7 protein-coding genes are annotated in these 13,462 nt (G+C 64.9%); 2 read left to right on the forward strand and 5 right to left on the reverse strand.

What is annotated here, in order from left to right:
- The first annotated feature begins 270 nt into the window (after positions 1-270).
- Both AC0NIL_RS09265 and AC0NIL_RS09270 read left to right on the forward strand, forming a co-directional pair.
- Complete coding sequence (locus AC0NIL_RS09265; RefSeq protein WP_473572566.1) at positions 271-8,346, forward strand: autotransporter outer membrane beta-barrel domain-containing protein; 8,076 nt, start codon at positions 271-273, stop codon at positions 8,344-8,346.
- A 35-nt stretch (positions 8,347-8,381) separates the two neighbouring features.
- Positions 8,382-8,960, forward strand: a complete 579-nt coding sequence (locus AC0NIL_RS09270) for an invasion associated locus B family protein (protein ID WP_024502803.1) — start codon at positions 8,382-8,384, stop codon at positions 8,958-8,960.
- Positions 8,961-9,045: 85 nt separating this feature from the next.
- Here AC0NIL_RS09270 and coaBC read toward each other — a convergent pair whose 3' ends face one another.
- From coaBC to ubiE, 5 genes are all read right to left on the reverse strand, one after another.
- On the reverse strand, positions 9,046-10,278 hold the full coding sequence (gene coaBC / locus AC0NIL_RS09275) for a bifunctional phosphopantothenoylcysteine decarboxylase/phosphopantothenate--cysteine ligase CoaBC (protein ID WP_473572565.1): 1,233 nt from the start codon (positions 10,276-10,278) through the stop codon (positions 9,046-9,048).
- Entirely contained in the window at positions 10,275-10,697 is a 423-nt protein-coding gene (locus tag AC0NIL_RS09280; RefSeq protein ID WP_013529621.1) for a type II toxin-antitoxin system VapC family toxin, read from the reverse strand. Before AC0NIL_RS09280 ends, coaBC begins: the two co-directional genes overlap by 4 nt.
- 2 nt (positions 10,698-10,699) lie before the next feature.
- A complete protein-coding gene (locus AC0NIL_RS09285; protein ID WP_013529622.1) occupies positions 10,700-10,957 on the reverse strand; it encodes a FitA-like ribbon-helix-helix domain-containing protein in 258 nt (85 codons plus the stop codon).
- Between the two features lie 81 nt (positions 10,958-11,038).
- Positions 11,039-12,613: a 2-polyprenylphenol 6-hydroxylase gene (gene ubiB, locus AC0NIL_RS09290; protein ID WP_473572564.1), complete on the reverse strand. Its 1,575-nt coding sequence runs from the start codon at positions 12,611-12,613 to the stop codon at positions 11,039-11,041.
- Positions 12,614-12,683: 70 nt separating this feature from the next.
- Positions 12,684-13,460, reverse strand: a complete 777-nt coding sequence (gene ubiE / locus AC0NIL_RS09295) for a bifunctional demethylmenaquinone methyltransferase/2-methoxy-6-polyprenyl-1,4-benzoquinol methylase UbiE (protein ID WP_024502799.1) — start codon at positions 13,458-13,460, stop codon at positions 12,684-12,686.
- Positions 13,461-13,462: the final 2 nt, after the last annotated feature.

Raw genomic sequence — 13,462 nt, forward strand, 5'->3', positions numbered from 1 at the left:
GAGGCGCGCCCCCGTAAAACGGGGGGTAAGTGCATGGCTTTGTTCACAGAGCGCGTTGCCGTATTGTCGTGCGCATCGGCCGACGACGGTTCAGCCAGGGCATGTTCTGAGGAAGTTCTTCGTGATGCCGCGGCGACTCAGAAGGGTTTGCCCGGCCGGCCGAATCAATGTCTCGCCACTCTGCCCAAACGGATAGCTCGATTGCTTTGCGCTACGGCACTGGTGGGGCTGGTCTTTCCTTACGCTCAATCTCCGGTCCATGCGCAGCAATTGTCCATCAATACGGATGGTGCACCGGGCGACAATGGTGATGACGGAATCGGTACTGCTGACGCCGGAGATGGCCATTCGCCGGTGGCGCCGGCTACGGGAACGAATAGTGTCGGCCGCACGACCTCCGGGGAGGCCGCTTTCGTTGGCAGCGCCCGGGGTGGGCGCGGCGGCGATGGCGGCTCGGCTGTCCATGCAACAGCCGTCCCGCCTTTTGTGGAGATCAAGGGTGGTAAAGGCGGCGATGGCGCCAAGGGCGGAACCGTCGATATAACAAACAACGCATCTGGCGCCCTCGAAACATCGGGGGACAATGCTCCCGGCATATTGGGCGACGCCAGCGGTGGGGATGGTGGTAACGGCGCATGGGCATTCGCCATCGCGGTAGGCGGTAAGGGCGGCGTCGGCGGGCGGGGTGGCGATGGCGGCACGGCGACCGTGACCACTACGATCGAAAGCAATATCATCACGCACGGGGTCAATTCGAACGGCATCACCGTCAATTCCAGCGGAGGGCGCGGCGGCAATGGCGGCTTGGGCGCTGCGATCGGTGCCGGCAAGGGTGGCAATGGCGGCAATGGCGGTTTCGGCGGTGACGCGAAAGGCGATAATGCCGGCTCCATTTCCACGGACGGGGCTTTCTCGAAGGGTATGCTTGTGCGGTCGGCGGGCGGCGTTGCCGGTGATGGTGCAAGTGGTTTCGGTATCGTGGGTAACGGCGGCAATGGGGGCGTGCCGACAATCGGCGGCAATGCCGAGGGGATAAATTCCGGGACCATCACAACTCGGGGAGATTTTGCCAGCGGCATGGTCGTGCAGTCGGTGGGCGGCGGCGGCGGCGACGGCGGTGGCGGTCTAGGTCTGTTCGGCGGTGGCGGCGCGGGTACGGATGGCAATGACGGCCGGGCAGCCACGGGGACCAACACCGGCAACATCACCACCAGTGGCCTGGGCGCCATCGGCATGCTGGTCGAGTCGGTGGGCGGCGGCGGTGGCGATGGCGGCGGCGCTATAGGTCTCGTGTCGATCGGTGGCAAGGCAAGCGGTGGCGGCCAGGGCGATACGGCGACCGGCAATATTGGCGGCGTGATCAAGACCGGCGTCGATGGAAACGGCGGCGACGGCGCGCATGGCATTCTGATCCAGTCGGTCGGCGGTGGCGGCGGCAATGGCGGCTACGCCATCGGCGTAGCGCCTGCAATTTCGGTCGCCATCGGCGGTGGCGGCGGCACTGGCGGCAAGGGTGGCGTGGTCAACGTCAATCAGGCCGGCAACGGTGTGACCGTCGAGACGAACGGCCGTTCCGCTAGCGGCATCATCGCACAGTCGGTCGGCGGCGGCGGCGGCAATGGCGGCGGCGCCATTGCCATTGGCGGCCTGGTGGGTGTGTCGGTAGGCGGATCAGGCGATGCGGCGGGTGACGGCGACAAGGTGAATTACAACGTTGCGAACGCCAAGGTCACCACGCTCGGGGACGATTCCATCGGCGTGCTTATGCAGTCGGTGGGCGGCGGCGGCGGCAATGGCGGGTTTGCACTTTCCGGCTCGACCGTCGCAGCAGTGGGCGTCGGCGGCAGTGGCGGCAAGGCGGGTAAAGGCGGCGTGGTCGACGCGACCGTCGGCGGCACCGTCAACACCTCCGGGGATCGGTCGACCGGCATCGTTGCCCAATCGATCGGCGGCGGCGGCGGCAATGGCGGCTTTTCCGGCGCTGCCAGCTTCGGCGCCAGTGTGGGTGTCGGCGGCAGTGGCGCAGGCGGCGGCGATGCCGATGCCGTCACGCTGCGCACGGCTGATGGCGCGATGCAATCGATCACCACGGACGGCGCGGATTCGGCCGGCCTGATCGTGCAGTCGGTCGGCGGCGGCGGCGGCAATGGCGGCTTTTCCGGTACACTGTCGGCGATTGCCGGCTTCGGCATGGGGGGAAGAGGCGGCGCGGCCGGCAAGGGCGTGGCGACGGAAGCCACCTATAATGGTTCGGTCGAGACTTTCCGCGAAAGGTCGGCCGGTATCATCGTGCAATCAATCGGTGGCGGTGGCGGAAATGGCGGCGGCCAGTTCGGCCTGAGCGTCAACGCAAGCGTGGGCATCGGTGGTTCGGGCGCGGGGGGCGGCGAAGCCGGGACGGCAAAGTTCTTCTCGACGACAACACTTGACGTCACGACCCATCAGTCGGACTCGGCCGGCGTCATCGTGCAGTCGGTCGGCGGCGGCGGTGGCAATGGCGGCTTCTCGTTGAACGGCGCGGGTCTTGTGGCTGCTGTCAGCATCGGCGGCAAGGCCGGCACTGCCAGCGACGCCAAGGCAGTGACGGTCGGCATCAATTCAGGGCTGATTCACACGCTTGGTGACCGCTCCACGGGTATCATCGCCCAGTCGATCGGCGGCGGCGGCGGCAATGGCGGCGGCACGGCTTCCGCCGGCCTCGGCGCCAACGTCACAATCGGTGGCAAGGGAGGTGGCGGCGGCACGGGCTGGACCGTCGATGTCACCAATGGCGCGGCGGTACACACCGAAGGTGTCCAGTCTCATGGCATCCTGGCGCAGTCGATCGGCGGCGGTGGCGGCTCAGGCGGATTTGCCGTCTCGGTTGGCGGGCCGTCCTTCTCGCTTGGCGGCGATGGCGCGTCGGGCGGCGGGAGCAAGAAGGTCTATGTCGAAAACACAGGCCTGATCAGCACGGACAAGGATATGTCGATCGGCATCTTCGCGCAGTCGGTCGGCGGCTCGGGCGGCGACGGCGGGTTTGCGATGGCGGCCGGCGCCTTTGCCGCGGTCGGCATCGGTGGCAAAGGCGGGGCCGGCGGCGCGGCCGGCGAGGTAGAGGTCAAGAACACCACCAACATCACGACGGTGGGCTCCCTCTCACACGGCATTCTCGCCCAGTCGGTCGGCGGCGGTGGCGGCAATGGCGGATCTGTCGGAACGTTTGCCGTCGGTCTGTTCGGCGCCGCTTCCGTGGCGATCGGCGGCGGTGGCGGCGATGGCAATCTCAGCAACCAGGTCACGGTCACCCACAAAGGTGACATTCATGTCGGCGGCATGGGCTCGAAGGCCATTCTTGCGCAATCGGTCGGTGGCAGTGGCGGCAACGGCGGTTCGGCTTATTCAGGCGCGGTCAGCGCTGGTCTCTACGTGTCCGCTTCGGTCGGGGTTGCCGTGGGTGGCGAGGGCGGCAACGGAGGCAATGGTGGAAAGGTAACGGTTCGGGCTGATGGCAACCTGATTGCCGACACCGACGCAGCCGGTTCCGGCGGCATCGTTGCCCAGTCCATCGGCGGCGGCGGCGGCAATGGCGGCCGCGCTGCCACGATTTCGGGTGCAGCCAGCACGGGGGTCAGCGTTTCACTCGGTGTCACTGTTGGCGGCTGGGGTGGCGACGGTGGCAAGAGCGACCTCGTCATCGTCGACAGCGGCATGAATGGCGGCGGCAGCATCGTTACCAAAGGCGCCAACGCGATCGGCATCCTCGCGCAATCGGTGGCCGGCAGCGGCGGCAATGGCGGCGATTCCTGGGGAGCTGCAGGCGGCTTCGGGGTCAACGCCAGCATCAATGCGACAGTCACCATCGGTGGCGGCGGCGGCAAGGGCAACATCAGCGGCGATGTCGCCGTTCACAACGCCATGACGATCAAGACGGGTGGGGACATGAGCGCCGCGATCGTTGCCCAGTCGATCGGCGGCGGCGGCGGCAATGGCGGAGCAACCAATGGCGCGACGGCCGATCTCGGTACAGAAAACGGCGTCAACGTCGCCGTCAACGTTGGTGTCGGCGGGGCGGGTGGCACAGGCAACAAGTCCGGTGCCGTGGATGTTACGAATTCCGCCAATTTGACCACCGACGGCGACTATTCGTCCGGCATTGTTGCCCAATCGATCGGCGGCGGTGGCGGCATGGGCGGTGCGACAAACACGCAGGCCTTCCACGTCGGCGGCACCGCCGGCACGAGCGTTACCGCAAATGTCAGCATCGGCGGCAATGGCGGCGAAGGCAACGATGCCGCCTGTGCCGCGGACGCAGGTGGCAATGCCACTTGTTTCGATGGCAAGGTCGGTGTCGCAGTCGATAATTTGGGCGAGATCCGCACAAGCGGGTTCAACTCGGTCGGCATCCTCGCCATGTCCATCGGCGGCGGTGGCGGCGGCGGCGGCTCGGCTTCGACCAAAGAGGATATCGTCGGCCCAGGCGATGCTGGCGAGACTTCGGTCGGTATCGGCGCGGCGATCGCGCTCGGTGCCGGCGGCGCCGGCAATGGCGGCACGGTTTTGGTGACCAACCGCAATCTGATCGTCACGGACGGCGCCGATTCCTATGGCATCAGCGCCAATTCGATCGGTGGCGGCGGCGGTGTCGGCGGCTCGTCCAGCTCTGGCGTGCTTGGCACTTACGCAATCGGCGGCTCGCTTGGCGGTGCGGGTGGCAAGGGCGGCAATGGCAACCAGGTCGATGTCGTCAATATGGCCGGCACAACGATATGGACCAAGCAGGAGCGCTCGATAGGCATCTTCGCGCAGTCGGTCGGTGGCGGCGGCGGCGCAGGTGGTGCCGGCGAAAGCAAGGGCAAGAGCGATGGCGGTGAAGTCGCGGTAAACCTGTCGCTTGGCGGCTCGGGTGAGGTCGGCGGCAACGGCGGCAAGGTCAATGTCGAAAACAGCGGCATAATCCAGACCGACAAGGCCAATTCCCACGGCATCCTGGCGCAGTCGATCGGCGGCTCCGGTGGCGTCGGCGGGGCGTCCGGCACGTCATCCACCGACTCGAAGATCGCCATCACGCTGAGCCTCGGCGGCGCCGGCGGCGCTGGCGGTACCAGCGACAAGGTTCACGTCCAGAACTTCCAGAGCGGTTCGATCCTGACGCAGGACGACAACTCGCACGGCATCTTCGCACAGTCGGTGGGCGGCGGCGGTGGTGCGGGTGGCGCTGGCTCGACGGAGACCGGTAAGGCCGAGACGGCGGTTACCATGTATATTGGCGGCCAAGGCGGCAGTGGCAGCATCGGCGGTGAGGTCGAGGTCAACAACTTCGGCAAGATTGAAACACTGGGCTATATCTCGCACGGCATTTTTGCGCAGTCGATCGGCGGTGGCGGTGGTGCCTCGGGTGCCGCGACCGGCGCATCGGAAGCAGACATGACAATCGGTGGCGGTGCCAGCATACCCAACGGGATTCCGATCCCGGTGGTCGGCGACCCCAACGACCCCGACAACGAGGCCGATGGTGGCAACGTCACCGTCACCAACGATGGCGAGATCATCACACACAAGGATGGGTCATACGGCATCTTCGCCCAGTCCATCGGCGGCGGTGGCGGATATGGCGGCACGGTTTCGTCCGACTTCGCCGGGTCCGACTCCTTTGCCCTCAGCCTGGGCGGCAAGGGCGGCAACGGCGGCGATGGCGGAGATGTGAGGGTTGAGGTTTCCGGATCGATCGAAACCTTCGGCGCCCGCGCGCATGGCGTCGTGGCGCAGTCGGTGGGCGGCGGCGGCGGTGTCGGCGGCGACGCAAAAGGTAAAACCTCGAACGCGCTCGGCATCGGCGGCCTTGGCGGCAATGGCGGCGATGGCGGCGACGTGACCGTGATCCGCACCGGCACCATCACCACGCATGGTGTCGATGCGGTCGCCATCATCGCTCAGTCGGTCGGCGGCGGCGGCGGCATCGGCGGTGCCGGCTTCGGGCGCTTCGGCGCCACGGCGGATGGCGGCAGCGGCATCGACAACAACACCATCGGCTTCAACACATTTGCGGGTGCCAAGGGCAATGGCGGCACGGTGACCATCCAGCAGGATGGCGAGATCGTCACCGATGGCGAGCGGGCGCACGGCATCGTGGCCCAGGCGGTGGGCGGCGGCGGCGGCCTGGCCGGCACGCTCTCCACCGGCGCTGCCGGTTCCGGCGGTGGCATCGGCGATGCCGCGGCGGCGACGGCGACGGCCATGAGCCAGGTCTGGGTCAAGGGTGCGAGCTCGTATGCCATGTTCGGACAGAGCGCGACCGGCATCGGCGACGCGCACGCGGTTACGCTGACCGCGGGCGACAGCCTGTTCGCGCAGGGTGCTGGTTCCGTGGCCGCCTACGGCGAAAGCACAGCCAACGGCGCGAAAGGCAACATCACCATCAATCTCAACGGTCATTACACGATTGGCGGCGCCGGAACCGGCGTTGCCGCCATGCTCGTCGGCGGCGCCAACAACGCGCTGACCAACCACAGCCTGCTATACGCAATGGGAGCGACGCCGACATTCGAGATCCAGGCAGCGGATATCCAGGCATTCCAGACCTTCCTGTTGGCGCCCGGTCCCGTCGTGCCGACCAATGCGATCCTGGAATCGCTGCTCGACGATTTCAGTCCGCTGGCCATTACCGGCACGTCGGGTGATGACCATGTCGACAATTCGCCGCTGGGCGACACGCTGGGACGCGTCATCGGCAACATCGATCTCGGCGGCGGCGACAACAGCTTCCACAATTTTGCCGATGCCTCGATGGTCGGACTGAAAACCATCGATCTCGGCGGCGGGCTGTTCACCAATGACGGGCTCTATACCAACCAGGGCATCGGCGTGGTGGCGAAGGTGGATGTCGGCGGCGGCTTCAAACAAAACCTCTCCGGCGATTTCGTCACCGATGTGGATCTCAACAACCAGATCACGGATGCCCTGGCACTAACGGCGGCCGGTGACTTCAACGGCGAAGCGCCGCTGAATTTCCTGTCGATCGATAAGCTGTTCACGGAATATGTGGTCGCCAACGGCTCGGGGATGACCGACTCCGGCATAGCAGCGAAGACCTTGCATCCGGCAGTGGGCTTCAACTTCCAGTTCCGGGTGGATGGCGGCACCGATCTCGTTCTTTACGCCGACAACCCGACATTCCTGGAACTGGCGCAGGATCCGGGGTCCGGCACCACCGATCCCGGCGTGTTCCAGATGGCGCAGTACCTTGACGATGTCGAGGCAGCATCGACCCCGGACAACCCGATGGCCAGGCTTATCAACATGCTGCGCTTCCTGCCCAATGAAGAGGAACTGGGTGCAGCATTGACCCGGCTCACACCGCATTATGCCGTGCATACGTTCGACATGATCAACCGCGAAGCCGACATGATGCTGGAAGCGGCGCGTGAGTGTACTGGCGTGCCTGCCTACAAGAATCCCGACGGCCGCTGCGTCTGGGCAACGATCAGCCCGCAGGCCGAGTACAGCCGCGACGCGGGCGCTGGCACTACGAGCCGCGACGACGTCCTGAAGACGATGTCGCTTGGCGGCATTGGCGAGATCGGCCAGAACTGGTCGCTTGGCGCCACGATCGGCCGCACAGAGTTCGATTCCAAGATCGGCTTCAATGGAGACCTGCTGTCGGAGACCACCGGTGAGGCCTGGCAGGCCTTTGCGCTGGCCAAATATACCAACAAGAATTACTTCGTGGACTTTGCACTCGGTGGCGGCACGGGCTCGTTCAAGGGCGAACGCGACACCCATATCGACCCGGCATTCTACATTCCGGGCGAAACGTTGGCGGGTGATTATCTCGACGAGGTAATGCTGCCTGGCATCGGCAGCAGCGTCACCTACACACAGAAGACCGCGATGTTCGGCGGCTCGGCGCGGTTGGGTTTCACCCGGGAGATGGGCGCCTTCTATCTGCAGCCGACAGTGCAGTTCGACGCGCGCTGGCTGCGTGTCTCAGGCACGGAGGAGGGTTCGGTCGCCGCCTTCAACTTCGATGGCTCGGCCAACACCTACTATTCTGCAACCCCTGCAATCGAGATCGGCACCGACATCGCGCTCAGCGACATTGCCAGCCTTCGCGTCTACGGCAAGGCCGGGGCGGAGTTTTCCAACAAGGAGTGGGAAATCGAAGGTCGCTTCGCGGCGGCGGAGAATCTGCCTGGCAACCCCGCATTGCACTTGACGGAGGCCGTCGATTCGCCGCTCTATCGGGTCGGCGCCGGCCTTGAACTGAATGGCGTCAATGGCGTCGGCATGTCCGTCAGATATAATGGCGCCTTCGGCGAAACGGTTAAACAGAACGCGATCAGCGCGTCTCTCAAGGTCAGCTTCTAGCTGGCCCGAGGCGGAGCCGGGCGGGAGGGGTCTTGATGAGGAAGTTCGCGTATTTCGTGGCGATGCTGGGTGTTGCCTGCACCGTCGGTGTGCCGGCCGTGGCGGCGCAAACCAAGAGCGACAAGGCGGTCGCGGCACCGGCTGCCGCCGATGCGCCGCAGTTGCCCGGTGGCGCGTCGGCACTGTCCGAAACCCACGGCGACTGGACGGTCAATTGCCAGATATCAGGCGCGACCAAAACCTGCAGCCTGTCGCATCAGCAATTCAACAAGCAAAACAATCAGCGCCTGCTGGCGATCGAGCTGTCGAGCAAGACCGGCGAGGATGCCACGGGAACGCTTGCGCTGCCGTTCGGCCTGGCGCTGGCCAAGGGGGTGAGCCTGACCATCGACGATCAGAAGCTGGACGGCAGCCTGGCGTTCAACACCTGCCAGGTCGTCGGCTGTCTGGTGCCGGTGGTGTTCGATGCGACTGTCACGCCGCTGCTGAAATCAGGCACCACGCTGAAGATCGACGCTTTCGCGGCAGACACCGGACAAGCGGTGAGCTTTTCCATTCCGCTCAACGGCTTCGCCGGCGCACTTGCCCGGACCGCGGAGCTTTTGACCAATTGATGTGAGCCGCAGGACTTAAAGCGCGCGCCGCCTGAACGCAGTCTCGCGGCAGGGCGGTGCGTCACTGCAGCAGAACATTTTTCAGTCAAACGACGATTGTTTTAAGCCGTTCGGCGATCAGGGCGGCAAGCCGAGCCGCCACTTCGTCCTTGCTCATCTCCGGCCATTCCTCGACACCGGCCTTTGACACGATCCGCACCCGGTTGCGATCGCCGCCCATCACGCCCGAAGAGCCGACGCCGCTTCCCTGCGACACGTCGTTGGCAACGATGAGATCGGCGCCTTTCTTCTTGAGCTTGGCCTCGGCGTTGCGCAGGAGATCCTGTGTCTCGGCGGCGAAGCCGATAACCAGGCCGGGTCGCTGGCTGTGATGGCCGACGCCGGCGAGAATGTCGGGATTCTCGACCATGCGCAGCACCGGCGGCTCTTCGCCCGCGACCTTCTTGATCTTCTCACCGGCCGAGTTCTCGGTGCGCCAGTCGGCCACGGCGGCGACGAACACCGCCGCATCTGCGGGCAAGAGCCGTTCCACCGCGTCGCGCATCTCCTGCGCACGCTCGACGTGAATGGTCTTCACTCCGGGGGGATCGGCGATGCCGACAGGGCCGGAGACGAGGCGCACATCGGCGCCGAGCCTGGCCAGTGCTGCCGCGATCGCATGGCCCTGCTTGCCGGACGAGCGGTTGGCGATGTAGCGCACCGGGTCGATCGGCTCATGGGTCGGGCCGGAGGTGACGATGATCTTGCGCCCCGACAGCGGCCTGGGGCCGACATCGAGCAGCGCCTCGACCGCGGCAACGATCTCCAGCGGTTCGGCCATGCGGCCTTCGCCCGTCTCATTGCTTTCGGCCATCTCGCCCCTTGCCGGACCGACGAAGGTGACGCCGTCCTTCTGCAGCGTCGCGCGGTTGCGGCGGGTGGCCGGATGCGCCCACATTCTGGGGTTCATGGCCGGCGCCATCAGCACCGGCTTGTCGGTGGCGACAAGCACGGTGGAGGCCAGATCGTTGGCGTGGCCGTTTGCGAGCTTCGCCATCAGGTCGGCGGTGGCGGGCGCCACCACCAGCAGATCGGCCTCGCGCGACAGCCTGATATGGCCGACATCGTGTTCGTCATTGCGGTCGAACAGCTCGGTGAAAACATGGTCGGCGGAGAGCGCGCCGACCGACAGCGTGGTGACGAATTCCTGCGCGGCCGATGTCATGACCACCCGAACCGCGGCCCCGCGCTCGCGCAGCCGGCGGATCAGATCCAGCGCTTTGTAGGCGGCGATGCCGCCGCCGATGATGAGCAGGATGTGCTTGCCGGAGAGGCTCATGCACCCTCCCAAGGATTGACTATGCTGATACCGCAATCGGAAAAGTCAGCAACATTTCTAGTCACCATCGCAAAGCCCCGCGAGCGAGCAACCGAGGCGATCTGTGCGTCAAATTCGCGTATAGGACGTCCCAGAAATCGTCTGTTCGAAACAATCTCCGCGTATGCTTCGGCTTCGCGGTCACCGAACGCGAGCACTGGGGTCTTGAGCCATTTGGTGAAAAAGGCCCCGATGACACTACCCAGTGCAGCCTTACGCGTTCCGTCCGGCATGTTCGCAAGCCCAACGAGCAGCTCTGCCTTGGTCATCGCCGTGACATATGAGCGGGTCGCGAGCGAGCTATCCATCCAGGTAGCCACCCCTGCATCCGGCCGTGGTTTGAAGGTTTCCGAGATAACATTCGTATCCAGCACGAACATGGTTAGTCAAATTTCAGTGGCTCGCGCGTAGGGCCGCGCTCCGGCAACTCGACATCGAAACCGCCATGGGGCTCAACCAGCCTACGAATCGCGGCATAGAGTGACTCTCCCCGAGGGTCTTGGTCCACACCGTCCGAAAGAACACTCTTGGCAAGAACGCTACGCGCTTCCTCTTCCATGGAGACTCCCCTCACGGCAGCTCGCTCACGCAGTTTCTGCTTCACGTTGGTGTCGAGATTGCGGATGGTAAGTGTGCTCATGTTTTTGCTCCTTACCTCAACGTAGTCCATGAAAGCGATGCTTTCAATGATAGCAATGCCGGCACTGCTGTCACCGAGAACTCAGATCATCTTCCAGGCGATATAGACCAGCGTCACGGCAATCACCCAGAGTGCCCAGCGGCCGGAACGGCTGTAGCGCGCCTCGGCCTTGCCGATGGCGTGGGCGGTGGTCTCGTCGAAGCGCAGGCCGTGCTCGGCCATCAGGTCGATCTCGCGCGACAGCCGGTCAGTGCGCGCCGCAAGCTCGGGCACCTGGCGGGCCAGCGTCAGCAGCGCCTTGGCGCCATCGCGCGCATCCATCATCATGCCACGCGGCCCAAGATTGCCTGATATCCAGTCGCCGACCACCGGCTCGGCAGTCTTCCACATGTTGAAGGCCGGGTCGAGCGTGCGCGCCACGCCCTCGACCACCACCATGGTCTTCTGCAGCAGGATCAGTTCGGGCCGCGTCGCCATGTCGAAGAGCTCGGTAACCTCGAACAGCAGCGTCAGAAGCTTGGCCATCGAGATGGTCTCGGCCGGCTGGCCATGGATCGGCTCGCCGATCGCCCGGATCGCCTGCGCGAAGGCCGCGACATTGTGCTGGCGCGGCACATAGCCGGCCTCGAAATGGACCTCAGCGACGCGCAGATAGTCGCGCGTGATGAAGCCGTAGAGGATTTCGGCGAGGAAGCGGCGCTCCTTCTTGCCGAGCCGGCCGGCAATGCCGAGATCGACGGCGACGATGGTGCCGTTCGCCTCGACGAACAAATTGCCCGGATGCATGTCGGCGTGGAAAAATCCGTCGCGCAGCGTGTGGCGCAGGAACGACTGGATCAGGTTGGTGGCGATGGTTTTCAGATCGTGGCCCGCCGCGACCAGTCCGGCAATGTCGTTCATCTTGACGCCGTCGACCCATTCCATGGTCAACACGTCGCGGCCGGTACGCTCCCAGTCGACGGACGGCACGCGAAAGCCGGGGTCGTCCCTGGTGCTTTCGCCGAGCTCCGAGAGGGCCGCCGCCTCGAGGCGAAGATCCATCTCGATCTTGGTGGTCTGCGCCAGCGTCTGGGTGACCTCGACCGGCCGCAGCCGGCGGGACGAGGGGATGTATTTCTCCTGCAGGCGAGCGGCAAGGAAATAGCTTTCGAGATCCTGGAAGAAGCGGCGGCGCACGCCGGGCCGGATCACCTTGACCGCCACCTTGGTGGCAACGCCGTCATGCATGGCACCGGCGGCATGGACCTGGGCGATGGAGGCGGCGGCGACCGGATCGCCGAATTGCGCGTAGAGATCGCCGACTTTGCGCCCGAGCGAGGCTTCGATGGCCGCTATGGCTTCGGCCTTCGGAAAGGTGTGCATCTTGTCCTGCAACATGGCAAGATCGAGCGCCATGTCGTTGCCGACGACGTCGGGCCGTGTCGCCAGGAACTGGCCGAGCTTTACATAGGAGGGACCGAGCCGGACGACCGCCTTGGCCAGCCGGTCGCTGCGCTCATAGGCCAGCGCGCGGCGGCGCGTGAACAGCCGTGCCATCCGCCAGCCGAACTTCGGCAGGCCGGACAGTTCCTCACCCGGCAGAGCGGCGACGACACCCTCGCGGACCAGCACCCAGCCGGCCCTTACGAGCCGGAATCCTGCACTGACATTGCTCATCGCCGCGCCAACCCTGCCGGCTCTTTGAACCGGCATAGCACGCGTCGATTGTGAGAAATGCGGTCCGGCCTCAAAGCTTCCAGCCCGAATGAAGTGCTGCAATACCGCCGGAATAGTTGCGGAAGGAAACGCGGTCGAAGCCGGCGCGGGAAATCATCGTCGTGAAATTCTGCTGGTTGGGAAACCTGGCGATCGATTCGACCAGATAGGAATAGGGCTCGCCGTCGCCGGTGACCATCTTGCCGATCTTTGGAATGGCGTTGAACGACCAGGCTTCATAAGCCTTGTCGAGCAGCGGCATCTCGACCTCGGAAAATTCCAGGCACAGGAAGCGCCCACCGGGCTTCAGCACGCGAAACGCTTCGCCCAAGGCCACCTCGATGCGCGGTACGTTGCGGATGCCGAAAGCGATGGTATAGGCATCGAATGTGGCATCAGGGAAGGGCAGTTCCTCGGCATTGGCCTCGACGAAATCGGTGTTGCCGGACAGGCCCTTCTTTTCGGCCCGGTCGCGGCCGACAGCCAGCATCGAGCCATTGATGTCGAGCACGGTGGCATGGGCATTGCCGTGGCTGGCATCGACGATGCGAAAGGCAATGTCGCCGGTGCCTCCGGCAACGTCGAGCACCTTCCAGCCCGCCCGTTTAGGCGGATTGAGCCAGGTGACCATGGCGTCCTTCCACAGCCGGTGCAGGCCGGCCGACATCAGATCGTTCATCAGGTCGTAGCGGTTGGCGACCTTGTGGAAAACATCGTTGACCAGGGACTGCTTGTCGCCAGCCCCTACACGCTTGAAACCATAGGAGGTTTCCATGCCGCCCGCGGCCGTGGTTCTCTCAACTGACATTT

It is taken from the genome of Mesorhizobium sp. WSM1343 (assembly GCF_055901535.1).

Bases quoted from the DNA above. Each gene is read 5' to 3' on its own strand.
- AC0NIL_RS09270 (WP_024502803.1), top strand. From the start codon at position 8,382: ATGAGGAAGTTCGCGTATTTCGTGGCGATGCTGGGTGTTGCCTGCACC.
- coaBC (WP_473572565.1), bottom strand. From the start codon at position 10,278: ATGAGCCTCTCCGGCAAGCACATCCTGCTCATCATCGGCGGCGGCATC.
- AC0NIL_RS09280 (WP_013529621.1), bottom strand. From the start codon at position 10,697: ATGTTCGTGCTGGATACGAATGTTATCTCGGAAACCTTCAAACCACGG.
- AC0NIL_RS09285 (WP_013529622.1), bottom strand. From the start codon at position 10,957: ATGAGCACACTTACCATCCGCAATCTCGACACCAACGTGAAGCAGAAA.
- ubiB (WP_473572564.1), bottom strand. From the start codon at position 12,613: ATGAGCAATGTCAGTGCAGGATTCCGGCTCGTAAGGGCCGGCTGGGTG.
- ubiE (WP_024502799.1), bottom strand. From the start codon at position 13,460: ATGTCAGTTGAGAGAACCACGGCCGCGGGCGGCATGGAAACCTCCTAT.